21 protein-coding genes and 2 pseudogenes are annotated in these 21,961 nt (G+C 72.5%); 5 read left to right on the top strand and 18 right to left on the bottom strand.

From position 1 onward, the window contains the following. Positions 1–6: 6 nt before the first annotated feature. The 5 genes from J7E93_RS20420 to J7E93_RS20400 form a co-directional block, all read right to left on the bottom strand. The gene (locus J7E93_RS20420) at positions 7–1,527 is read right to left on the bottom strand and encodes a PLP-dependent aminotransferase family protein (RefSeq protein WP_215071354.1); all 1,521 of its coding nucleotides are present in this window, start codon (positions 1,525–1,527) and stop codon (positions 7–9) included. An 83-nt stretch (positions 1,528–1,610) separates the two neighbouring features. After that, complete coding sequence (locus tag J7E93_RS20415; RefSeq protein ID WP_215071353.1) at positions 1,611–2,351, bottom strand: VOC family protein; 741 nt, start codon at positions 2,349–2,351, stop codon at positions 1,611–1,613. 137 nt (positions 2,352–2,488) lie between these two features. Continuing rightward, entirely contained in the window at positions 2,489–3,568 is a 1,080-nt protein-coding gene (locus tag J7E93_RS20410; RefSeq protein WP_215071352.1) for a HAMP domain-containing sensor histidine kinase, read from the bottom strand. Further along, positions 3,561–4,256, bottom strand: a complete 696-nt coding sequence (locus tag J7E93_RS20405) for a response regulator transcription factor (protein ID WP_215071351.1) — start codon at positions 4,254–4,256, stop codon at positions 3,561–3,563. Before J7E93_RS20405 ends, J7E93_RS20410 begins: the two co-directional genes overlap by 8 nt. Positions 4,257–4,324: 68 nt before the next feature. Further along, complete coding sequence (locus tag J7E93_RS20400) at positions 4,325–5,035, bottom strand: VanZ family protein (protein ID WP_215071350.1); 711 nt, start codon at positions 5,033–5,035, stop codon at positions 4,325–4,327. On the opposite strand from J7E93_RS20400, the pseudogene J7E93_RS20395 reads away from it, so the two are divergent. Then, positions 5,020–6,090: pseudogene (locus J7E93_RS20395) on the top strand (DMT family transporter); the annotation flags it as partial. The gene J7E93_RS20400 and the pseudogene J7E93_RS20395 overlap by 16 nt on opposite strands. A 42-nt stretch (positions 6,091–6,132) precedes the next feature. On the opposite strand, the gene J7E93_RS20390 reads toward J7E93_RS20395, so the two are convergent. Then, the gene (locus J7E93_RS20390; RefSeq protein ID WP_215071349.1) at positions 6,133–6,963 is read right to left on the bottom strand and encodes an alpha/beta fold hydrolase; all 831 of its coding nucleotides are present in this window, start codon (positions 6,961–6,963) and stop codon (positions 6,133–6,135) included. Positions 6,964–7,100: 137 nt separating this feature from the next. Here J7E93_RS20390 and J7E93_RS20385 point away from each other — a divergent pair, with 137 nt between their 5' ends. Beyond that, complete coding sequence (locus tag J7E93_RS20385; protein WP_215071348.1) at positions 7,101–7,985, top strand: RNA polymerase sigma-70 factor; 885 nt, start codon at positions 7,101–7,103, stop codon at positions 7,983–7,985. Between the two features lie 246 nt (positions 7,986–8,231). After that, positions 8,232–8,972: a GntR family transcriptional regulator gene (locus tag J7E93_RS20380; RefSeq protein WP_215071347.1), complete on the top strand. Its 741-nt coding sequence runs from the start codon at positions 8,232–8,234 to the stop codon at positions 8,970–8,972. A gap of 364 nt (positions 8,973–9,336) precedes the next feature. On the opposite strand, the gene J7E93_RS20375 is transcribed toward J7E93_RS20380, so the two are convergent. After that, positions 9,337–10,494: an ROK family protein gene (locus J7E93_RS20375; RefSeq protein WP_215071363.1), complete on the bottom strand. Its 1,158-nt coding sequence runs from the start codon at positions 10,492–10,494 to the stop codon at positions 9,337–9,339. A gap of 162 nt (positions 10,495–10,656) precedes the next feature. Here J7E93_RS20375 and J7E93_RS20370 point away from each other — a divergent pair, with 162 nt between their 5' ends. Further along, complete coding sequence (locus J7E93_RS20370; RefSeq protein ID WP_215071346.1) at positions 10,657–11,094, top strand: hypothetical protein; 438 nt, start codon at positions 10,657–10,659, stop codon at positions 11,092–11,094. Here J7E93_RS20370 and mug read toward each other — a convergent pair. The 3 genes from mug to J7E93_RS20355 form a co-directional block, all read right to left on the bottom strand. Continuing rightward, on the bottom strand, positions 11,072–11,674 hold the full coding sequence (mug, locus tag J7E93_RS20365) for a G/U mismatch-specific DNA glycosylase (protein WP_215071362.1): 603 nt from the start codon (positions 11,672–11,674) through the stop codon (positions 11,072–11,074). The two genes, J7E93_RS20370 and mug, sit on opposite strands and share 23 nt — an antisense overlap. Further along, on the bottom strand, positions 11,671–13,113 hold the full coding sequence (gene purB / locus J7E93_RS20360) for an adenylosuccinate lyase (protein ID WP_215071345.1): 1,443 nt from the start codon (positions 13,111–13,113) through the stop codon (positions 11,671–11,673). Before purB ends, mug begins: the two co-directional genes overlap by 4 nt. Positions 13,114–13,288: 175 nt before the next feature. Further along, entirely contained in the window at positions 13,289–14,068 is a 780-nt protein-coding gene (locus J7E93_RS20355) for an SGNH/GDSL hydrolase family protein (RefSeq protein ID WP_215071344.1), read from the bottom strand. Positions 14,069–14,133: 65 nt separating this feature from the next. Here J7E93_RS20355 and J7E93_RS20350 point away from each other — a divergent pair, with 65 nt between their 5' ends. After that, positions 14,134–14,454: a hypothetical protein gene (locus tag J7E93_RS20350; RefSeq protein WP_215071343.1), complete on the top strand. Its 321-nt coding sequence runs from the start codon at positions 14,134–14,136 to the stop codon at positions 14,452–14,454. Between the two features lie 63 nt (positions 14,455–14,517). On the opposite strand, the gene J7E93_RS20345 is transcribed toward J7E93_RS20350, so the two are convergent. The 8 genes and pseudogenes from J7E93_RS20345 to J7E93_RS20310 all read right to left on the bottom strand — a co-directional run bounded on the left by J7E93_RS20345 (position 14,518) and on the right by J7E93_RS20310 (position 21,858). After that, positions 14,518–15,537, bottom strand: coding sequence for a hemolysin family protein (locus tag J7E93_RS20345; RefSeq protein WP_215071342.1), 1,020 nt, complete (start codon positions 15,535–15,537; stop codon positions 14,518–14,520). Beyond that, positions 15,534–16,874 (bottom strand): hemolysin family protein, encoded by a 1,341-nt coding sequence (locus tag J7E93_RS20340; RefSeq protein WP_215071341.1) that lies wholly within the window; start codon positions 16,872–16,874, stop codon positions 15,534–15,536. The genes J7E93_RS20345 and J7E93_RS20340 overlap by 4 nt, the downstream gene beginning before the upstream one ends. 211 nt (positions 16,875–17,085) lie before the next feature. Further along, positions 17,086–17,568 carry a GNAT family N-acetyltransferase gene (locus tag J7E93_RS20335; protein WP_215071340.1) on the bottom strand — a complete coding sequence of 161 codons (483 nt, stop codon included), beginning with the start codon at positions 17,566–17,568 and terminating at the stop codon, positions 17,086–17,088. Positions 17,569–17,640: 72 nt separating this feature from the next. Beyond that, on the bottom strand, positions 17,641–18,504 hold the full coding sequence (locus J7E93_RS20330) for an LLM class F420-dependent oxidoreductase (RefSeq protein WP_215071339.1): 864 nt from the start codon (positions 18,502–18,504) through the stop codon (positions 17,641–17,643). A gap of 63 nt (positions 18,505–18,567) precedes the next feature. Beyond that, complete coding sequence (locus J7E93_RS20325; protein WP_215071338.1) at positions 18,568–19,233, bottom strand: class I SAM-dependent methyltransferase; 666 nt, start codon at positions 19,231–19,233, stop codon at positions 18,568–18,570. Between the two features lie 98 nt (positions 19,234–19,331). Continuing rightward, positions 19,332–19,676: a VOC family protein gene (locus J7E93_RS20320; protein ID WP_215071337.1), complete on the bottom strand. Its 345-nt coding sequence runs from the start codon at positions 19,674–19,676 to the stop codon at positions 19,332–19,334. 166 nt (positions 19,677–19,842) lie between these two features. Further along, a complete protein-coding gene (gene bioD / locus J7E93_RS20315) occupies positions 19,843–20,571 on the bottom strand; it encodes a dethiobiotin synthase (protein ID WP_215071336.1) in 729 nt (242 codons plus the stop codon). A 118-nt stretch (positions 20,572–20,689) separates the two neighbouring features. After that, positions 20,690–21,858: pseudogene (locus J7E93_RS20310) on the bottom strand (aminotransferase class III-fold pyridoxal phosphate-dependent enzyme). Positions 21,859–21,961: the final 103 nt, after the last annotated feature.

The following is a 21,961-nucleotide window of genomic DNA, read 5'->3' as shown; positions in this document are numbered from 1 at the left end:
GGTCCGTCAGGCTCGACGAACCCCGCCGGCCCCGCATGCCTCCGCCGCCAGCTGGATCCCCCGCGCGATCTCGGACGGGGTCAGGTGGGCGTACCCGATGACCAGCCGGACGGCTCCGTCCGTCGGCCGTGCCGTCCCGTACTCCTCCAGGGGGCGCAGGGCGACCCCGGCGGACGCCGCCCGCTCCACGAAGCGCGCGGGCGGACCGTAACGCCGCGGCAGGCGCGCGATGATGTGCAGCCCGGCCGCGATCCCGCTCACCCCGGTGCCCGGGAAGTGCTCCTCCAGAGCCGCGACCAAGGCGTCCCGCCGCTCCCGGTACGCGCGCTGGCAGCGTCGCAGCTGCCGGTCGTAGCCGCCGCGGGTCACGAACTCCGCGAGCAGCGCCTGGTCCAGGGCCGGATTGCCCAGGTCCATGGTCCGCTTGCGCTCCACGACCTCCGCCACCAGGTCCTCCGGCACCAGCATCCAGCCGAGCCGCAGCCCCGGCGCGAGCGACTTGCTCACCGAGCCGGTGTACGCGACCCGTTCCGGATCGAGCCCCTGCAGTGCGCCGACCGGCGCCCGGTCGTAACGGAAGTCGCCGTCGTAGTCGTCCTCGAGGATGTAGCCGTCCACCGCCCGCGCCCACTCCAGGAGCGCGGCACGGCGGGTCGCGGAGTACGCGATCCCGGAGGGGAACTGGTGCGAGGGGGTGGTCACCACGGCCCGTACCCCCGACGCGGCGAGCGGACCGGGCAGCAGCCCCTCCTCGTCCATCGGCAGCCACGTCGTCTCCACGCCGGTGGAGGCGAACAGCCGGCTGTGCTCCGGGCTGCCGGGGTCCTCGATGCCGACGGTGGCGATCCCCCGCGCCCGCAGGACGAAGCCCATCAGGGTCGACGCCTGTGCCACGCCCGAGCACACCACGAGCCGTTCGGGATCGGCCACCACGCCGCGCCGCCGGGCCAGCATCCCCGCCAGCGCGGTCCGCAGCTCCGGCAGCCCGCGCGGATCGGGATAGCCGAGCGCCCGATGGGGCAGCCCCGCCAGAACCGAACGCTGTACCGCGGCCCAGGCGGCTCGGGGGAAGAGTGCCAGGTCCGGTGTACCGGGGTGGAAGTCCACCCGCACGCCGGGTGTGCGCGGTGCCAGATCCCGTGCGGGCTGCGAGGCGGCCGCCCGCGCCGCGTCGCCCACCCACGTGCCGGACCCGCGGCCGCTGCGCAGATAGCCCTCGGCCGTGAGCTGCTCGTACGCCTCGGTCACCAGACCCCGCGAGACACCGAGGTCGGCGGCGAGCTCGCGGCTCGACGGCAGCCGGGTCCCGGCCATGAGACGGCCCGTGCGCACCGCCTCGCGCAGCGCCTCCTGAAGTGCCCTGCCACGCCGCCGGGCCGGGGCGGCGGCCGCCGGAAGCAACAACTCCCACGCCGGCTGCCCGCCCGTCGGAACGAGGTGACCGCTCCCCGCCGGAGGCCCGCATTCAAAACGGTCCCCTCCGGCGTGTGGACCTCGGCCCGTGGCGGCTGTCTCATCCAAGGCCATCACGATTCTGTCTGACGATCTTGCCCCCTGCGGTTCCACGCGGACGAGTATGCCGCTTCGAGACCACGGCACAGGACTCCGCGTCAGGACAGCGCGAGGACGCAGAACTCGTGGCCCTCAGGGTCGGTCAGGCACGTCCACGGGACGTCGCCCTGGCCGAGGTCGAGGTCGGTCGCGCCGAGGGCCCGCAACCGGGCCACCTCGGCTTCCTTGTCGTCACCGGCGTACGGCAGCAGGTCGAGATGGACGCGGTCCGGCACCGTCTTCACACCGGGCGTACGGAGGAACTCGAGATACGGGCCGACACCCTTGGCGGAGCGCAACACCGCATGATCGCCGGTCACCTCGTGCAGGGTCCAGTCCATCGCCTCACCCCAGAACCGGGCCATGGCCCGCGGATCCGCGCAGTCGACCACCACCCGGGCGATCCGCCCGGTGTCCCGGTAGATCTCCCGAGGCTCCAGCACGCAGAACTCGTTGCCCTCCGGGTCGGCGAGGACCGTCCACGGCACTCTGCCCTGGCCCACGTCGGCGGGCGTCGCTCCGAGGGCCTGGAGGCGCGCGACCAACTCCGCCTGATGGGCCGCGGAGGTGGTGGCGAGATCGAGGTGCACACGGTTCTTCGTCGTCGTCTTGGGTTCCGGTACGGGAACGACATCGACGCAGACGGCGACCGGGTCCGGCCAGACGAGGCCGCCGGCGGGTCCGACGTAGGTGGTCACGCCGGGGCTGTAAGCACTCCAGCCGAGCGCCTCCGCCCAGAACCGGCCGACCGCCGAGCCGTCAAGAGCCTTTACGTTCACCTGAACAGGTCGCAGCGCCATGCCGGCGATCCTACGAAGCACGCCACGGCAGTGCCTCCGGCTGCCCCGAGTTCACATCCCAGGGCAGCCGGTGCGCCGGTGCGACGGCCGCCGGGCCGAAGCCCGCAGGTTCTCGCAACGAACCCGAAAGCCTCTGCCTACGGCATGCCGGGAAGCCGCACCGTGACGAGGAGACCGCCGGCGGGGCGGGGGACCAGGTCGAGGGTCCCGTCGTGGGCGCGGACGATGCTGTGCACGATGGCGAGGCCGAGGCCGACGCCGGCGTGCTCGTCGGTGCGTACGCGTTCCGTTCCGCGCTGGAAGGGTTCGGTGAGGGTCGGCACCAGTTCCGGTGGGAGCGGACGGCCCGTGTTCTCGACCCGCACCAGGCTCGCGTCGCCTTGCGCTTCGGTGTGGACCGTCACGGTGCCCCCGGCGGGGAGGTTGTGGACGATGGCGTTCTGGACGAGGTTCGTCACCATCCGCAGCAGGAGCTCCGCGGAGCCGCTGGTCCGTGTCGCTGCGCCGGTGACGTCGAGCGTGATCCCGCGATGTTCGGCGAGGGGGAGCAGGGTTTCGGCGGCCTCTTCGGCGACGAGGGAGAGGTCGACGCTCTCGCGGGTGACGTTCCCGCGGTCGCTGCGGCTGAGCAGCAGGAGGGCCTCGGTGAGGTCGATAGCGCGCGTATTGACAGCCTGCAGGCGTTCGAAGAGCTCGTCTCGGTCCCGCGTGGGGTCCCTACGGGCGACGTCGAGCAGCGTCTGCGAGATGGCCAGCGGGGTGCGCAGTTCGTGGGAGGCGTTCGCGGCGAACCTCTGCTGCTCGGCGACGTGCGACTCGAGTTGTCCGAGCATGGTGTCGAACGCGTCGGCGAGTTCACGGAATTCGTCCTGGCGGCCTTCCATGTGGATCCGGTGGGACAGCGATCCGTTCCCGGCTGTCCGTGCCGCGGTCGTGATCCGTGTGAGCGGTGCGAGCATCCGGCCGGCGAGGATCCATCCCCCGACGAGACCGAACACGAGCAGGAAGGCCATCGCCACGGCCGCGGCGGGGGCGAACATGCGCACCAGGAGGTAGCGGTTGGGCGAGGTCCACAGAAGGCCCTGGGAGTTGTCGGGTACGTAGCGCAGCAGGAAACCCCACACCACGGCCAGCAGGAGAGCTCCGGCGACGGCGAGGAACCCGGCGTAGCTGAGGGTGAGTCTCAGTCGGACGCTGAGCCCCGGGCGTCTACGCATGCGTACTGCCCGGGAGCGTGGTGTCGGAGCCGGTGTCGATGCGGTAGCCGACGCCCGGCACCGTGGCGATGATCCATGGTTCGCCGAGCCGTTTGCGCAATGCGGAGACGGTGATGCGGACGGCGTTGGTGAAGGGGTCGGCGTTCCCGTCCCAGGCCCGTTCCAGCAGCTCTTCCGCGCTGACGACCCCGCCCTCGGCGGCGACGAGGACTTCGAGCACGGCGAACTGTTTGCGGGTGAGCGCGACGTAGCGTCCGTCGCGGAAGACCTCCCGGCGGAAGGGGTCGAGGCGCAGGCCCGCGATCTCTCGGACCGGGGGCCGGGCGTATGCGCGTCTGCGGTCGAGCGCCCGGAGCCGCATGACGAGCTCCCGCAGCTCGAACGGCTTGGTCAGGTAGTCGTCGGCGCCGAGCTCGAACCCGGTCGCCTTGTCGTCGATCCGGTCGGCGGCGGTGAGCATGAGGATCGGGATGCCGCTGCCGGAGGCGACGATGCGCCGGGCGACCTCGTCACCGGAGGGGCCGGGGATGTCGCGGTCGAGGACCGCGAGGTCGTAGGAGTTGACGCTGAGCAGTTCCAGGGCGGAGTCGCCGTCGCCGGCGATGTCGGCGGCGATCGCCTCCAGCCGGAGGCCGTCACGGACGGCTTCGGCCAGGTAGGGCTCGTCCTCCACGATCAGTACGCGCATGTCCGAAGCCTAAGCAACACAACATATCGCCGACATATGCAAAGACATGTGCACACCGGACACGCGACTCAGCCCGCCGACACCGGCAGCGGCGCGGGGCGAGGCCGGTCCGACGGCGTCTCCGTCGTAGTGCGCCACCAGCGGCGCGACACCAGCGCGGCCAGCACGGCGCCGGCGGCGTTGACCAGTACGTCGTCCACGGAGGACACCCGGTCAAGGCGCAGGACGTACTGCGCCGTTTCGACCAGGACCGAGCAGCCCGCCCCGAGCGCCAGGATCCGCGGCACGGACGCCAGCGCCGCGAACCGCATCGGGGCGAAGAACCCCAGCGACGCGAAGACCAGCAGGTTGCCGACGATCCCGAGCGGCCCCATCGTGATCAGGTCCCGCAGCGGCACCAGGCTGAACCGGCCGGGTACGACGCCGGCGCCCGCGCCCGGCATCAGGGTCATCCAGAGGAACGGCACCGTCCCGTGGACCATGCCCACCTCGGCCAGCGACATCCGCCACGCCGATGCGACGCCGGCGGCACGCCGACGGTGCGCCAGAGCCCACACCACCAACGTGGCCAACGGCAGCGCGACCAACGTGATGAGCACCACACCGTTGAACGTACCGAAGCAGCGTTGCCACTGCCCGGCCATGCACATCGGGGCGGCCATCATGAGCGGCCCCCGCACGACGAAGAGGGCACTCGCCACGCCGACGATCACCAGGCTGAGGAGCACGATCCGGCGCGTGCGGCGGGGCGGTGCTGACAGGGATGCGTTGTGGTCCATGCCTCCATGGGAGACGGAGGGCCGTTGCGGTGGCGTATGCGAATTTCGATACGCCCGCGATACACGCGATCCCCGGTGGACGCCGTGCCCTTGAGCCGGAACTCCCGCAGGATCCCTCCACCCCGAAGCGCTCCCGGCGCTGTTCCCGGAAGTGGTCCCCGAAGTCGTCATGGAAGTGGACCTCGAACCGGACCGCCCGCGTTCCTAGCGTCGGGAGCATGAACGCGAACTCCCTGCGAGGGGCGCTCCTCGTGACCCTCGCCTACGCCCTCGTCGGTGCCTCCTTCACCGCCAACAGCCTCCTCGGCGACTACCCGTACGCCGGTGGCCAGGCCCTGCGCTACGGCGCGGCCTGCCTCCTCCTGCTGCCTCTCCTCGGCCCGGCCGGGCTCGCTCCGCTCCGGGCGCTGACCGCCCGTCAATGGGTTCGCCTGGCCCTGCTCGCCGCCGTCGGCATGGTCGGTTTCAACCTCGCCGTCCTCGCCGCGGAGCGCACCGCGGAACCCGCCGTCCCCGGCGTTCTGGTGGGATGCGCACCGGTCGTGGTCGCCGGCCTCGTGCCCCTTCTGGAGGGACGCAGGCCCAGCCGTCCGGTCCTGTACGGCGCTCTGCTCGTCGCCGCCGGCGCGTTCACGGTGCAGGGGTGGGGCCGTACCGATCTGGCCGGCATCTCCTACTCGGTAGGAGCACTGGCGGGCGAGGTCGGCTTCACCGTTCTCGCCGTACCGGTGCTGCGCCCGCTCGGGCCGAAGCTCCTCACTGCCGTGGTCTGCGGCATCGCCGCCGTCGAGTCGGCCCTGCTCGCTCCGCTCGTGGACGGCGGCGTGTTCCTGCGGCTGCCGACGGCCGTGGAGGCGGGCGCCCTGGTCTGGCAGGCCGCCCTGGCCACGGTCGTCGGATTCGTCCTGTTCTACATGGGCGTTCAGCGGATCGGCATGGAGCGGGCCACTCTCTTCACCGGCGCGATCCCGGTCGCCGCGGCGCTGACCGCGGTGCTCGTCTCGACCGGTGGCTTCGGTCTGCCGCAGGCCGCGGGAAGTGTCCTGGTGGGTGCCGGGGCGGCCCTGGGCACCGGCCTGTTCAGCCGGGCGGGACGGTCAGCGGCTGCCGTCGAGGATCACCCGCGCGACAAGAGCCGGGTCGTCGTTCATGGGCACATGCCCGCAACCCGGCAGCCGCACGAGCCGGGCCGCGGGGATGGTCCGCTTGGCGCGGACGCCCTGCCTGCGCAGCAGCAGCCGGTCGCGGGTGCCCCAGGCGATGGTGACGGGCACGGCGGGCACGTCGTCGGAGAACAGCACGGTCCGGCCGGCCTCCAGGGTCTGCCGGAAGCCGGTCGCCGTGCGCAGGGCGAGCGTCTCGGCGACCGCCGCCTCGGGTGAGCGCCTCGCGGGGCGGGCGTAGATCGTGCTGGTCAGGGCGGTCCGCCCGGCGGCGCTGCGGGACAGTCGCTCGATCAGCGGTACGGGCATCGAGAGCGCGGCGGCCCGCATCGCGCGCAGCGTCCCGAAGGCGTACCGTCGCTCGCTCTCGGACCAGAATCCGGCGGGGGACAGGGCGGTCACCGAGCGCACCAGCTTCGCCCTGCCGAGTTCGAGGGAGAGCAGTCCGCCCAGCGAGTTGCCCGCCACGTGCGGCCGTTCGACACCCACGGCCTCGCAGAAGGCGCCGAGCACCGGCACGACGGTCGACAGGTCGTACGCCCAGCCCGCCGGCAGCGCGGCCGAGGCGCCGAAGCCCGGCAGGTCGACGGCTATGACGTCGCGTTCGGCGGCGAGGATGTCGAGGACCGGCTCCCAGGCCTGCCAGTGGTGCCCGATGCCGTGGAGCAGCAGCAACGGTTCGCCCACGCCCCTGCGTTCGTACGCCACGGACACCGTGCGCGGCCCCTGCGGGGACTCGGTCGTGAACGAGATCTGTGCGGACATGCGCCGGCTCCCTGTCGTCGACACCTCTGAGACACCTCTTAGACGCCCTGTCAGCAAGAATTACCGTCCGGTAGCAATGAGTTCAAGAGCCTGGACCGAACTGGACAGGTACCCACCCCGTCGGCTGGGATGAGGCGGTGGCGACCGAAACAGCGACAGACGTCTTCGAAGAACACCGCCCCCTGCTCACCGGCGTGGCCTACCGCATGCTCGGCCGGGCCGCCGACGCCGAGGACGTGGTCCAGGACGCCTGGCTGCGCTGGTCGGCGGCGGACCGCGAGGACGTCCGCGAACCGCGCGCCTTCCTCGTACGGATCACCACCCGGCTCGCCCTGGACCGGCTCCGCCAGGTCCAGTCGCGCCGCGAGTCCTACGTGGGCCCCTGGCTGCCCGAACCCGTCGTCACCGACTTCGGGCCGGCCGCCCCCGACACCGCCGAGCGCGCCATGCTCGCCGACTCCGTCTCGCTCGCCGTCCTCGTCGTCCTCGAATCCCTCTCCCCGCTGGAACGCGCCGTCTTCGTCCTCCGCGAGGCCTTCGGCTTCCCCTACGGGGAGATCGCCACCGCGCTCGACCGCTCCGAGGCCGCCGTCCGCCAGCTCGCCGGCCGGGCCCGCCGCCATGTCGACGAGGGCAGGCCGCGCTACGACGTGGACCCCGTCGAGCGCCGCGTCCTCACCGAGCGCTTCCTCGCCGCCGCGGCCGGCGGGGACCTCGAACAGCTCATGGCCCTCCTCGCCCCGGACGCACGCCTCGTCGGCGACAGCGGCGGCAAGGCCAAGGCGCCGCTGCGGATCATGGAGACCGCGGACAAGGTCGGCCGGTTCCTCGCCGCCGTCGCCCAGGGAGCCGAGGACGCCTTCGAGTTCCGCTTCATGGAGGTCAACGGAGCGCCCGCGCTGCTCGCGCTCGCCGACGGCAAGCCGGACGCCCTCTTCCAGATCGAGGTGCGGGACGGGCGCATCCAATGCGTCTACATCGTGCGCAACCCGGACAAGCTGCACGCGGTGGACATCGGCTGAGGCGACCCCTGCCACGCGGTGCCCCGTCTCCGGTCCGGAGGCGGGGCACTGTGCTGCGCGGGGCTCACCGCAGCGCGAACGTCCTGTGAACGATCCACATCAGAAGCCCGCATTCAGGGGCACCCGGAGGAGCATTGGTCTTGACCAAGGGGGTGCGCCGTCTTATGGTCGCAGAGTTAGTGCAGGAACCTTTAATAAACAAGGGCGCGGAAAACCGCCGGGGCACGGCGATTGCGGAGGATCAGGGTGGGGACCACGCAGCTGGAATCGGCGCCGGAGCCGAAGTACTGGCACCTCAAGACCGTGATCGGCGAGGCGCTCGACTCCGACTTCGCGGTCGGCGAGATCCTCCCCAACGAGCGGGAACTCGCCGCGCGCTTCGGCGTCGCCCGGGCGACGCTCCGTCAGGCCCTTGAGCAGCTGGAGCTGGAAGGCCGCCTGCAGCGCCGCCGCGGCGTCGGTACGACCGTCGCCCCGCCCCGCGTGGGCGTGGACGTCTCCACCACCCAGCACACCTGGCCCGGCGTCGCCGAGGAGACCTGGCAGTCCATGGACGCCTCCTCCGCCGTGGCGCCCCCCGCCGTGGCGCGGCTCCTCGACATCGAGCCCGACGAGCAGGTCCACGCGGTGCGCCGACTGCGCGTCACGCAGGGGCAGCCGGTCGCGGCCGAACTCCTGTACGTGCCGTCCGGCTCGGTCCCCGAGCTGTCCGCGATCGACACCCCGACCGGACCGGCCCGCGCGCGCAGCGTGCTGCGCGAACTCCAGCGCCTCGCCCTGGACGGCCAGGACCGAGCCGTCGAACTCGGCTCCGCCCGCGCCGACGACGCCAAGGAACTGGACCGTCTGCCGGGCGCCCCGGTCCTCGTCGTGACCACCCGCTACCTCTCCGAGGGCCGCACGGCAGCGGTCTCCGTGGCCACGTACCGCGCCGACACCTGCCGGCTGACCTTCGGCGACTCCGGCGACCTCGTGATGGCCTCTTGACGGGCCCGCCCCCTTCCGAAGACCCGAGCCCGTGAGGGAGAGCCGCACCGACGGCCCTCCCTCACGGGCTCGCGTCGTCGACGTCCCCCGACGGGCGCTCTGCCGGTCCGGGGCGCGCCTCGTGGACGGCGTCGAACACGCGCCATGGACCACCGTTGCGCCGAGGAAGACCCCGCCCGTGAGGCGGCCGGCCGCCCGCGGGCCGACAGCGGGCGGCCCGGGTACGGCCCTGAAACCTCGCGCGGCCCCCGAAACCTTCGCACGGCGCGCAGGCCGCCGAACCCTTCGCGCGGCGCGCAGGCCGCCGTGCCGTCGCGTCGCCCCGCCGGTGGGCCGGCATCGTGCCGTCGCGTCGCCCCGCCGGTCAGCGGCGGGCCGTCACCGTGGCGTCCACCGCGAAGAGCTGCTCCTCCACGTGGTCCAGGGCCAGCCGCAGCGCGCCCGTACCCACCGCCGCCTCGCCCAGCATCGACAGGACCACCCGAGGCGGGCGCAGGCAGAAGCGCGCCAGTTCGTCGCGCAGCGGCTGCAGGACGCCGTCCAGGCCGGCGGCCCAGCCGCCGATCACCACCAGTTCCGGGTCGAGCGCCAGCACCAGGGCCGCCACGTCGTGCACCAGACGCTGAGTGAAACGCTCCACCGCGGCCTCGGCCCGGGCGTCGCCCCCACGGGCCAGCGTGAACACGTCGGCGACCGCCTGTTCGTCCAGCGGATGGAGAGGCTCGTCCGTGGTCGACAGCAGATGCTCGGGGGTCACCCCTCTGCCCAGCAGATGCAGCGCCCCGATCTCCCCGGCCGCACCGCCGTACCCCCGGTGCAGACGCCCGCCGATCAGCGAACCCGCGCCCGGGCTCAGCCCGGCGAGGACGAAGACGATGTCGTCGGAGTCGGTCGCCGCGCCCTTCCAGTGCTCGGCGACGGCCGCGGCGTTCGCGTCGTTCTCCACCAGGACCGGGCACCGGAACGACCGCCTCAGCCGCTCCCCGAGCGCCAGACCGGTCCAGCCCGGCAGCGCGGTGCCGAGCCGTACGGTGCCGTCCGCCTCCACGATCCCGGGCGTCCCGACCCCGACCGCCCGCAGGTTGGCGCGCGGCACCCCGGCCCTGCGCAGCACGTCGGCGACCACCGTGCGGACCCGTTCCAGACGCTCGTCCTCGGGAGCCGTCTCGGAGACCTCGCGGGCGCCGGCGCCGATGATCCGCCCGTCGAGGCCCGAGAGCAGCGCGGCGACCCGGTGCGGGCCGATCTCGATACCCAGCAGATGCCCGGCCTCCGCCCGGAAGCGGAACCTTCGGGCCGGCCGGCCCTGCCGCCTGGCCTCACCCTCCTCGGGCGCCGCCTCGACGACGAGACCACCGACGACGAGCCCCTCGACGACGCCCTCGACCGTCGGCCGCGACAGCCCCGTGACCCGGGTCAGGTCAGTGAACGTGAGCGCGTCGGCGCCCCGCAGAGCATGGAGTACCACTGCGGAATTGATCCGCCGCAGCAGCGACGGATCCCCGCCGGTCAGCCGCCCCACCGTGTGTCCTCCCAGCTCGTGCACATGTTGGCCGGATGGTACTCAATGCCCGGGGGCGCGGCGAGTGCCGCCCTCGGACGGCACGGCCCCCGGAGCACGCGGGCGAGGGCCCGCGCGTCTGACGGAACGCCAACTGTCAGTGGGCGGCGCTTTACTGGAGTCATGACCACGGCACACCACCTGGCGGCGATCGACTTACTCCGCTCCCGCGCCTTCCCGGCGGCGCCGGGAAGGACGGAGCTGGGAGACAGCGGCCCGGGTTTCCACATCGCCGAGCTGGCCACGAGCGAGGAGTTCTGGGAGGACGACGGCACCCGCCGTTCCGAGGTCGGCGACCAGTACGAAGCGGAACGCGACGCGCTGTCGGTCCTGCTCGCCGAGCGCTGGGGGCCGCCGCAGATCATGGGGCTCTGGCCCCTCCTGGAGCGCGGCATGGAGGGCGAGGACATACCGCAGCCCTGGTCCGGTCTGAGCTGCCACACGCCCGACCTGCACCTGTGGCGGGTCGAGGGGCGCTGGACGGCCCTCGGCGTCTCGAACTGGGACAAGGAGCTGCCCTTCCAGCTCCTCGCCGTCGTCACGACGGTCGACCCGCCCTGAGCGCTTCGCCCGGTCCGCCGCCGCGCCGCCGGTCCTCGACCCCCGCGGCCTCCCGCAGTCTGGCGAACTCCTCCGCCATCGACCGCGCCGTCCAGTGCGCGTTGAGCCCGCTCGGGTTGGGCAGCACCCAGATCCGGGTCTCCCCGACGGTCCGCTCCTGCGGGCCGACGACGGCACGGCGCTCGCCGAACGCCGTGCGGTACGCGGTGATGCCGACGACCGCCAGCCACCGCGGCCGCAAGCGCTCCACCCGCTCGCTCAGCAGCCTGCCGCCCTCGCGGAACTCCTCGTCGCTCACCTCGTCGGCCCGCGCGGTCGCCCGCGCCACGACGTTCGTGATGCCCAGACCGTACGAGAGCAGTTCCTCCTGCTCCGACGGCTTCAGCAGCCGCGGGGTGAAGCCGGACAGCTCCAGCACCGGCCAGAACCGGTTGCCGGGGCGCGCGAAGTGGTGGCCGGTGGCCGCCGACATCAGCCCCGGGTTGATGCCGCAGAAGAGCACGGAAAGGCCGCTCGCGACCACGTCGGGGACGAGGCGGTCGCGAGCGGCCCGAAGCTCCTCGGGCGAGAACCCGGTCAGAGGATCGACCCCGGGGTGTACGCGGCGGCCTCGGGGTGCTGCTTGGCGATCTCCTCGACACGGGAGACCACGGCGGCGACCTGGTCGGCGGCGGCACCGGTGAACGACAGCTTGTCCGCCATCAGCGCGTCGAGCTGCGCCCGGTCCAGCGGGATCCGCTCGTCGGCGGCCAGCTTGTCGAGGAGCTCGTTGCGCTCGGCTCCCTGCTCCCGCATGGCGAGGGCGGAGGCGACGGCGTTCTCCTTGATCGCCTCGTGGGCGAGCTCGCGGCCCACCCCGGCGCGGACGGCACCCATCAGGACCTTGGTGGTGGCCAGGAAGGGGAGGTAGCGGTCGAGCTCGCGGGCGACGACGGCCGGGAAGGCGCCGAACTCGTCGAGCACGGTCAGGAAGGTCTCCAGAAGACCGTCGAGAGCGAAGAACGCGTCCGGCAGCGCGACGCGGCGGACCACCGAGCAGGAGACGTCGCCCTCGTTCCACTGGTCACCGGCCAGCTCGCCCGTCATCGAGGCGTAACCGCGCAGGATGACCATGAGGCCGTTGACGCGCTCGCACGAGCGGGTGTTCATCTTGTGCGGCATGGCGGAGGAGCCGACCTGGCCGGGCTTGAAGCCCTCCGTGACCAGCTCGTGGCCGGCCATCAGCCGGATCGTCTTGGCGACCGACGACGGAGCGGCGGCCAGCTGGACGAGCGCGGTGACGACGTCGTAGTCGAGCGAGCGGGGGTAGACCTGGCCCACGGAGGTGAAGGCCTGCGCGAAGCCGAGGTGACCGGCGATGCGCTGCTCCAGCTCCGCCAGCTTGGCCGCGTCGCCGCCGAGCAGGTCGAGCATGTCCTGCGCGGTGCCGACCGGGCCCTTGATGCCGCGCAGCGGGTAGCGCGCGAGCAGTTCCTCCAGGCGGCCGTAGGCGACCAGCAGCTCGTCGGCGGCCGTGGCGAAACGCTTGCCGAGCGTCGTGGCCTGGGCGGCGACATTGTGGGAGCGGCCGGCCATGACGAGCTCGGCGTACTCGCCGGAGAGCTTGCCGAGGCGGGCGAGCACGGCGACGGCGCGGTCGCGCATCAGCTCCAGCGAGAGCCGGATCTGCAGCTGCTCGACGTTCTCGGTGAGGTCGCGCGAGGTCATGCCCTTGTGGACGTGCTCGTGCCCGGCGAGGTCGTTGAACTCCTCGATACGGGCCTTGACGTCGTGCCGGGTGACCTTCTCGCGCTCGGCGATGGAGGCGAGGTCGACCTGGTCGAGCACGCGCTCGTAGTCGGCGAGGGCCGCGTCCGGAACCTCGATCCCGAGGTCCTTCTGGGCACGCAGCACGGCGAGCCACAGCTGGCGCTCCAGCTTCACCTTCTGCTCGGGGGACCAGAGGACGGCGAGCTCCGCGGAGGCGTAGCGGCCGGCCAGGACATTGGGGATGCGGGGCTTCGCAGTCACAGCAGTCACGTGACCAGATTCTACTGGCGGTTTCTGCAGGCCAGCGCCACGGCCGGGTTTGTCTCTTGCTACGAGACGCCCGTCACGCCGCCGCCCTGGCGCCCGTACGGGCCGCGGGCCGGCCGCTACGCCGGCTCGTCACGCCGACGTCCCGGCGCCCGGATGGGCCGCCGCGGGCCGGGCGCTACGCCGTGGGCGGCTCGAAGGGCAGCAGGTCCGGGCGCTTGGCCGGGCGGCCGTCGCCGGAGGAGCGGCCGGTCAGGCGGCGCCCTATCCACGGACCCAGGTGCTCCCTGGCGAAGCGCGCGTCGCCGACCCGCCGGGTCACCCAGCGCGGGGGCACGGCCGGCGGCAGCGGTGCCCGCCAGTCGTCCTCCGGGTCCAGGCCCAGCGCCTGCCACACGGCCTCGGCCACCCGCCGATGTCCCTCGTCGGTCAGATGGAGCCGGTCGACGTCCCACATCCGCTGGTCGCCGAGCGCCGGTGCCCCGTACAGGTCGACCACCAGGGCGCCGTGCCGGGCGGCGAGCTCGTCGACGTACCCGAAGAGCTCCTCCATGCGGGGGCGGAAGCGTTCCATGACGGGACCGTTCCGGCCCGGGCTGCGCATCAGGACCAGCTGTCCGCACGACGGTGCCAGCCTCTCGACCGCCTCCGTGAGCAGACCGCGGACCCGCCCCATGTCGCACTTCGGGCGCAGGGTGTCGTTCAGCCCGCCCACGAGGGTCACCACGTCCGCCTTCATGGCGGCGGCCATGTCCACCTGCTCGGCGACGATCTGACCGATGAGCTTCCCCCGTACCGCGAGGTTCGCGTACCGGAAATCGGGCGTACGGGCGGCCAGCCGGGCCGCGAGGCGGTCCGCCCACCCTCGGTACGTCCCGTCGGGCAGCCGGTCCGACATACCCTCGGTGAAGCTGTCGCCCACGGCGACAAGACTGGTGTAGGTGGCATTCATCTCCATGGCGGAAGCGATCATACCGCGCGGTATGGGAGCGGGAGCCCGCCGGATCCGGGGAGGGGAGACCGGTGAGCGACGCACTCCTGAACATGCTGGCGGAGGCGCTGGCCGAGCTGGTGACGGTCGTCGAGACCTGCGACGACGAGACCCTCGACCCCGACACGGCGCTGACATGGCTGGAGAGCACCGCCCACACCCTCAGCCGCCTCCAGGCCGCCGACCGTCGCACCCTGGACGGGCTCTTCCGCGAGGCCGCGCTCCGGCAGCCGCCCGGCCCCTGGCGCGAGGAGCTCCTCAAGGTCTCGCAGGGGTTCGGCCTCACCCAGGACCCGCACCAGGTCCGGCGCGACGCGAGCGGGACCCCGCCGGGCGCGCCGCCACGGCCGTAGGACGCGACGGGGCCCGGGGCGCACAGCGCGCCCCGGGCCCCGAACTTCACGGCAACCGTGGAACTACGTCGCCGTGGGCCGTCCCACCAGTTCCCGCAGCACGTCCTCCATCGTGACGAGTCCGGCCAGCTTGCCGTTCTCGTCCAGGACCGCCGCCAGGTGCGTACGGCTGCGGCGCATCGCCGTCAGTACGTCGTCCATCGGCGTGGCGGCCCTGACCCGGGCGATCGGCCGCAGGGCCGACACCGGGAAGGGCAGATGGCGCGGTGCCACGTCCAGGGCGTCCTTCACATGCAGGTAGCCCAGGATCCGCCGGCCGGAGTCGACCACCGGGAAGCGGGAGAAGCCCGAGTGCGCGGCCAGCGCCTCCAGCTCCTCGGGCGTCGTGCCCACCGCGGCGTACACGACCTTCTCCAGCGGCATGACCACGTCCCGCACCGGGCGGCGGCCGAGCTCCAGGGCGTCGTGCAGCCGCTCGGCCGCACGGTCGTCGAGCAGACCGGCGACGCCGGCGTCGGTCACCATCCTGGCCAGCTCGTCGTCCGAGAACGTCGCCGAGACCTCGTTCCTCGTCTCCACGCGCAACAGCTTGAGCAGCGCGTTGGCGAAGGCGTTGATCGCGAAGATCACCGGGCGCAGTGCCCGGGCGACGGCGACCAGCGGCGGGCCGAGGAGCAGCGCGGTGCGCGTCGGCTCGGCCAGGGCGATGTTCTTCGGCACCATCTCGCCGAGCAGCATGTGCAGATAGGTCGCCACGGCCAGCGCGATCACGAACGAGATCGGGTGCACCAGGCCGTGCGGCACGCCGACCGCGTCGAAGACCGGCTCCAGCAGGTGGGCGATGGCCGGCTCGGCGACGATACCGAGCACCAGGGTGCACAGCGTGATGCCGAGCTGCGCCGCGGCGAGCAGCGCGGAGACGTGCTCGAGACCCCAGATGACGCTGCGAGCGCGCCGGTTCCCCGCCTCCGCCTCCGGTTCGATCTGACTGCGGCGGACGGAGATCAGGGCGAACTCCGCGCCGACGAAGAAGGCGTTCACGACCAGGGTCAGGAAGCCGATCAGCAACTGGATCGCGGTCATCGGCCCGCCTCCCCGGTCGCCGTGGCGTCCTGTGCCGGCGGCACGTGCATCAGCACCCGTGCGGCCCGGCGACCCGAGGCGTCCACGACTTCGAGCTGCCAGCCGGCCAGCTCCACGCTGTCACCGACGGCGGGGATCCGCCCCAGCTCGGTGGCGAGGACACCCGCCAGCGTCTCGTACGGACCGTCCGGCACCCGCAGACCGATCGCCTCCAGCTGATCGGTGCGCGCCGCGCCGTCCGCGGACCAGAGCTCACGCCCGTCCGCGTCGACACCCGCCGGTGCCAGATCCGGCGTCTCGTGCGGGTCGTGCTCGTCGCGCACCTCGCCGACGACCTCCTCCACGATGTCCTCCAGCGTCGCGACGCCGGCCGTGCCGCCGTACTCGTCGATGACGACCGCCATCGTCTGCTTGCCCGACAGCCGGTCGAGGAGCCGGTCCACGGTCAGTGTCTCCGGGACCAGCAGCGGCTCGCGCAGCATGTCCCCGATGCGCCGGAGGCGCCGCTCGGCGGCCGGTATCGCCAGGACGTCCTTGATGTGGGCGATGCCGACCACCGTGTCGAGGTTCCCGTGGTAGACGGGGAAGCGGGAGAGGCCGGTCGCGCGAGTCGCGTTCGCGACGTCCTCGGCGGTGGCCTGCACCTCGAGCGCGGTGACCTGGACCCGCGGGGTCATGACGTTCTCCGCCGTCAGCTCGGCCAGATTGAGGGTCCGTACGAAGAGTTCGGCGGTGTCCGCCGCCAGCGCGCCCTCCTTGGCGGAATGGCGGGCCAGGGCGACGAGCTCCTGCGGGGAACGGGCCGAGGCCAGCTCCTCGGCCGGCTCCATGCCGATCCGGCGCACGATCCGGTTCGCCGTGTTGTTGAGATGGCTGATCAGCGGCTTGAAGGCCGCCGTGAAGATCCGCTGCGGGGTGGCCACCCGCTTGGCGATCGCCAGCGGCGAGGAGATGGCCCAGTTCTTCGGGACCAGCTCGCCGACGACCATCAGGACGACGGTCGACAGGGCGGTGCCGATGACCAGGGCCACCGAGGAGGCCACGGAGGCGGGCAGGCCGATGTCTTCGACCGGTCCGCGGATCAGCTTGGCGATCGAGGGCTCGGAGAGCATGCCGACGACCAGGTTGGTGACCGTGATGCCGAGCTGGGCACCGGAGAGCTGGAAGGTGAGCGACTTGACGGCCTTGAGGGCACTCGCCGCGCCGCGTTCACCACGCTCCACGGCGCGCTCGAGCTCGGATCGCTCGACGGTGGTCAGCGAGAACTCGGCCGCGACGAAGGCGCCGCAGGCGAGCGAGAGCAGCAGCGCCACCAGGAGCAGAAGAACTTCAATCATCGGTTCACCTCCGTCCCATGATCAGCCAGGGGCACGGGGATCGCTCGATGTCGTTCGGTACTGGGAGGCTCGCCCATGGGCGGACGCTCACACCTTTCGGTCGTCAGGAAATGAAGTACCCATGGTAAAGGGTGGGCAAAGCAGTCCGGTGCTCACCCCTCGACCACCTATCAATCATCCTCGATCAATCCTCGATCGCTTCTCGGTCGGCTCAGCGGGCGGTCGGCAGCGGCTTCACCCAGCGGGTCCACTGCTCCTCGGGGCCGTACTCCGCCGCGCGCCACGCATGCTGCCCGAGGGTGTTGCGATCGAGCACCATGGCGTCCGCCCGTCGGCCGCCGAGCCCCACGAAGCGCTCCTCCGCCGCCGCGAGCAGGGCGCCGCCCACACCCCGGCGGCGGTGGTCCGGATGGACGGCGAGCCGGTAGAGGTGACAGCGCCAGCCGTCGAAGCCGGCGATCACCGTGCCGGCCAGCTCGCCGCCGCGCTCCGCGAGGATCAGCGCCTCGGGGTCGCGGGCGACGAGCCGCTCGATGCCGGCACGGTCGTCACTGATGCTGGTGCCCTCGGCGGCGACCTTCCAGAAGGCCAGCACGGCGTCGAGGTCGGCCGCCTCCGCGGCCCGGATGCGCACGTCGGTCATGCACCGCATCCCACCACCGTCTCCGGCCGCCCGTCGACCGCGTTTCGCCATGCGGGCGCCCCGGCCCCGGGGGCCCTCGCCCCCGGCTGCTCAGCTCCCGCTCAGCTCCCGCTCAGCTCCCGCTCAGCTCTCGCGCAGTTCCTCGATGACCGGGCCGAAGGCCTCCATGGCGTCGTCCAGAACCGTGAGGTAGGAGAACCCGTACCGTTCACGCCGCTCACGCAGCTGGTCGGCGATCTCCCGCACACCGCCGACCGCGAGCAGCGGCAGGTCCCGCACCTCCTCCTCGCTCAGATGGGAGACGTACGGCAGGAAGTCCGCCACCGCCGAAGCGGGGTCGTCGGTCACGACGACCCGCTGGAGCAGCAGGTTCAGTTCGGCGGGCTCGGCACGTCCCGCCTCCTTCTCGAACCGGCGGTACGTGGCCACCCGCTCGTCCATCTCCTTCGGAGACAGGACGGTGACGGAGCCTCCCTCGGTACGCCCACCGGCGAAGGCCATGATGTCGGCGTGCCGCGCGGCGAGACGCAGGACACGGTCTCCGTTCCCGCCGATCAGCAGCGGAGGGCGGGGCGAGCCCTCCTCGGTGAGGACCCGGTCCAGCTCCTCGATGGTCCGCGTCAGATGGTCGACCCGGGCGCCCGGCGGAAGGAATTCGATCCCCGCCCGCTCGTGCTCCTCGCGCACATAGCCCGTCCCGAGTCCGAGCTCCAGCCGCCCCCCGGTCAGGGCGTCGGTCGTGGTCACCTCGCGGGCCAGCAGGCTCGGGTTCCAGAAACCCGCGTTGAGCACGAAGGTGCCGACGCGCGGCCGGGTCGTGGCCTCGGCCGCCGCGACCAGGGCCGGGAACGGTGCGGGCATCCCCAGATGGTCGGGGACCAGGATCAGGTCGTAGCCCAGCTCCTCGGCGCGGCGGCAGCGCGCCCGCCACTCCTCGCCGGTCCCCGGCCTGAGCATGTTCACAGCGAAGCGGAACGGTAACGTCATGGCGTCTCCCCCTGTCGGTGTCGATCTCTTTGCCGATGTCCACCGAACGTACGCCACCGCCCGCTAATCCCGCCGCGCGGCCCCCAACACACAGAAGGACGTGGGAAGTCGGGGCCCCTTCTCCGGGACGAGGAGGCTGCGATGCCCGGTCGGTTCGAACCCGGCCGCCTCGATGGCGGCGAGGGGAGCGCGGGCCGTGTGACAGCCGCCGAACAGCCGCGGCCACACCGTCCGGTCGAGGACCCGCTGGGTCCGGGCCATCCCGCGGCCCGGCGCCAACCCGTGCTCGAAGAAGCGGAGTTCGCCGCCCGGGCGCAGCACCCGGTGCAGCTCGGCGAGCGCCCGCGGCACATCCCGCACGGAGCACAGGACCAACGAGACCACCGCCGCGTCGAAGGCCTCGCTCTTCACCGGGAGAGCCTCAGCCGCGCCGGGCACCACATCCACCGGCACGTCCGCGCGCAGGGCGGCGTCGGCCGCCAACTGCCGCAGATGCCGCTCCGGTTCGATGGCGACGACCTCGGAGACGGTACGGGGATAGTGGGCGAAGTTCAGGCCGTTCCCCGCACCGATCTCGATCACCCGGCCGGACAGGCCAGCCAGCAGCTCCGTACGGAGGGCGCCGATTCCGCCCTTCTCGTCGGCGGAGACGCTGAACCGCGCGTAGAAGCGGGCGAAGAGAGGGTGGTGGACGGCGTCCCGGGGGACCCGGGTGGAACGCGATGACATCGCGGACCTCCTCCGACGTTCCGATGCGTAGCAGCGGAAGCAGGCGCAGAAGCGGAAACGGAACCGGACAGGGGGATTCTGCCCGCGAACCGGCCCGCTCAGCCCGCCACGAAGCAGAACTCGTTGCCCTCGGGGTCGCGCATCACCTGAAAGGCCCCGTGGTCGTCGGTGACGATCGAGGCGACCCGCTCCGCCCCGAGGCGTGTCGCCTCGTCGGCCGCCGCCTCCAGCTCGGCCACCTCCACATCCAGATGGAGCCGGTTCTTCACGGCCTTGCCCTCGGGGACCTGCTGGAAGGCGATCCGGACGAACCCCGGCGGCTCGACGTACGACCAGTCGGGGCTCCGGTCGACCGGAGCCCCGCCGAGAAGCTCGGCCCAGAACCGCACCAGCCCCGCCGGATCGGCGCAGTCGAAGACGATCTCCTGAACGTGTGCACGCATACATCCACCCTACGGATCAGGGCGGCTCGTTTCGGCGCCGCGCGTGACACGGCCGCTCGTTTCGGCGCCGCGCGTGACACGGCCGCTCGTTTCGGCGCCGCGCGTGACACGATCGCTCGTTTCGGCGCCGCGCATACACGACCAGCTCGTCTCGGCACCGCGTGTTTCAGGGCCGCTCGCTCGCGGCGAACGTCGCGGTGAACCGCGTCGCGTCCCATGCCCCGCCCAGCGCCGGAGCCAGCCACTCGGCCGCGCGCGCACGGAACTCGGCCGGGTCCAGCGCCCCCGCGCCCTCCGGCACGGCGCCCAGCAGCGGCGCCGAGGCCGCTTCCGGCAGATCCTCCAGATTGCAGCGCTCGGCCAGATCGGGGGAGGCCGGCCAGCTGCCGACCACCACCCCCAGTTGCTCGATGCCCCGCGCCCGCAGCGCCTCGGCCGTGAGCGCGGTCGCGTTGAGTGTGCCGAGCCCTGCCGGTGCCACCACGAGGACCGGCGCGCCGAGCAGGCGGGCCGCGTCGGCGAGCGTGCCGCCGTCCTCGTCGAAACGGACCAGGAGCCCGCCCGCGCCCTCCACCAGGACCAGGTCGTGTTCGGCGGCCAGCTTCGCGGCCGCCTCGGCGACCTCCTGCGGCCCGACCGGCGCCGTTCGCGCCCGCCGGGCGGCCGTGGCGGGCGCCAACGGCTCGGGGAACCGGCCCAGTTCGGCGGAGGCCGCCGCCCCGGAGAGCCGTACGACCTCGTCCGCGTCTCCCAGCTCGCCCGGACCGAGTCCGGTCTGCGCGGGCTTGAGCACAGCGACCGACCGCCCCTGGGCCGTGGCCACGGCGGCCACAGCCGCGGTGACGATCGTCTTGCCGATCTCGGTCCCCGTACCGCTGACGACGATCACGCTCATGATGTGTGGTGTCCCTTCTGCCGTGTCCGTGTCCGTGTGCTGTGTCCGTGTGCCCGACTGCGGTTGCTGAGCGCGGCTGCCGTGTGCCGACCGCCCTGTGCCGACCGCCGTGCCGCCGTCAGCCGGCCGACGCGGCCGCGCGTACCGCCGCACAGACGCGAGCGACGTCCTCGTCCCCGGTCACGAACGGCGGCATCACATAGATCAGGTCGCGGAACGGCCGCAGCCATACGCCCGCCCGCACCGCGGCCTCGGTGGCCGCGGCCATGTCGACGGGGTGATCGAGCTGGACGACGCCGACAGCGCCGAGCACCCGTACGTCCCGCACGCCCGGCAGCGCGGCGGCCTCCGCCAGCCCGTCACGGAGCCCCGCCTCGATCCGCTTGACCTCGACCGCCCAGTCCTGCGACAGCAGCAGGTCGATCGAGGCGCAGGCCACCGCGGACGCCAGTGGATTACCCATGAACGTCGGCCCGTGCGCGAGGACCGGGACCTCGCCGCGCGAGATCCCCTCGGCCACCGGCGTCGTACACAAAGTGGCCGCCATCGAGAGATAACCGCCGGTCAGCGCCTTGCCTACGCACATCACATCGGGCGAGACACCGGCGTGGTCGGCGGCGAACAGCGCGCCGGTACGGCCGAAGCCGGCTCCACGATCACCGCGGCCAGCTCGTCCGCATGCTCCGCGATGCTCCGACGCAGCAGCTCGGCGTACGACTCCTCGTACGCGGCGGGCGGCGCGTCCACGAAGACCTGGCGCTGCAGGACGCCCGACCACAGCTCGTGCATCCCGCCCTCGGGATCGCACACCGACATCGGCTGCCAGGTGTCGCCGTGGTAGCCGCCTCGCCAGGTCAGCAGCCGCTGCTTGCCGGGGCGTCCCGACGAGCGCCAGTACTGCAGGCACATCTTGGCCGCGACCTCGACGGAGACCGAGCCCGAGTCGCTGAGGAAGACATGCCGCAGCGGCTCGGGGGTGATCTCCACGAGACGCGTGGCGAGCCGGACGGCCGGCTCGTGGGTGAGTCCGCCGAACATGACGTGGCTCATCCGGTCCAGCTGGTCGCGCACCGCCTCGTTGAGCACGGGGTGGTTGTAGCCGTGGATCGCCGACCACCACGAGGACATGCCGTCGATCAACTCGGCCTGACCATGGACCGGTTCGGCGAGCCGGAGCCGCACCCCGGACGCGGACGCGACGACCAGGGGGTCCGTACGGCCCGGCATGGGGCCGTACGGATGCCAGACGTGTGCCCGGTCCAGGGCCAGCAGTTCGCTGTTACGCATTCGGCGCGAGGTCCGTTCCCGCGCCCCGGCGGCGGACCGCCACCAGGTCGGTACGGGCGTTCGGCACCTCGGCCTCGGGGGCCTCGGGGGCCGCGGGGGCCTC

The organism is Streptomyces sp. ISL-36 (genome assembly GCF_018614205.1).
GTDB lineage: Bacteria > Actinomycetota > Actinomycetes > Streptomycetales > Streptomycetaceae > Streptomyces.
Note: the sequence above shows the minus strand (reverse complement) of the source record. Positions and strands in the feature narration are given on the sequence as shown.

Bases quoted from the DNA above. Each gene is read 5' to 3' on its own strand.
- J7E93_RS20320 (WP_215071337.1), bottom strand. From the start codon at position 19,676: ATGCGTGCACACGTTCAGGAGATCGTCTTCGACTGCGCCGATCCGGCG.
- J7E93_RS20345 (WP_215071342.1), bottom strand. From the start codon at position 15,537: ATGACCGCGATCCAGTTGCTGATCGGCTTCCTGACCCTGGTCGTGAAC.
- J7E93_RS20355 (WP_215071344.1), bottom strand. From the start codon at position 14,068: ATGGAGATGAATGCCACCTACACCAGTCTTGTCGCCGTGGGCGACAGC.
- J7E93_RS20410 (WP_215071352.1), bottom strand. From the start codon at position 3,568: ATGCGTAGACGCCCGGGGCTCAGCGTCCGACTGAGACTCACCCTCAGC.
- J7E93_RS20405 (WP_215071351.1), bottom strand. From the start codon at position 4,256: ATGCGCGTACTGATCGTGGAGGACGAGCCCTACCTGGCCGAAGCCGTC.
- J7E93_RS20415 (WP_215071353.1), bottom strand. From the start codon at position 2,351: ATGGCGCTGCGACCTGTTCAGGTGAACGTAAAGGCTCTTGACGGCTCG.
- bioD (WP_215071336.1), bottom strand. From the start codon at position 20,571: ATGAGCGTGATCGTCGTCAGCGGTACGGGGACCGAGATCGGCAAGACG.
- J7E93_RS20370 (WP_215071346.1), top strand. From the start codon at position 10,657: ATGACCACGGCACACCACCTGGCGGCGATCGACTTACTCCGCTCCCGC.
- J7E93_RS20325 (WP_215071338.1), bottom strand. From the start codon at position 19,233: ATGTCATCGCGTTCCACCCGGGTCCCCCGGGACGCCGTCCACCACCCT.
- J7E93_RS20340 (WP_215071341.1), bottom strand. From the start codon at position 16,874: ATGATTGAAGTTCTTCTGCTCCTGGTGGCGCTGCTGCTCTCGCTCGCC.
- J7E93_RS20400 (WP_215071350.1), bottom strand. From the start codon at position 5,035: ATGGACCACAACGCATCCCTGTCAGCACCGCCCCGCCGCACGCGCCGG.
- J7E93_RS20420 (WP_215071354.1), bottom strand. From the start codon at position 1,527: ATGGCCTTGGATGAGACAGCCGCCACGGGCCGAGGTCCACACGCCGGA.
- J7E93_RS20335 (WP_215071340.1), bottom strand. From the start codon at position 17,568: ATGGCGAAACGCGGTCGACGGGCGGCCGGAGACGGTGGTGGGATGCGG.
- J7E93_RS20330 (WP_215071339.1), bottom strand. From the start codon at position 18,504: ATGACGTTACCGTTCCGCTTCGCTGTGAACATGCTCAGGCCGGGGACC.
- J7E93_RS20390 (WP_215071349.1), bottom strand. From the start codon at position 6,963: ATGTCCGCACAGATCTCGTTCACGACCGAGTCCCCGCAGGGGCCGCGC.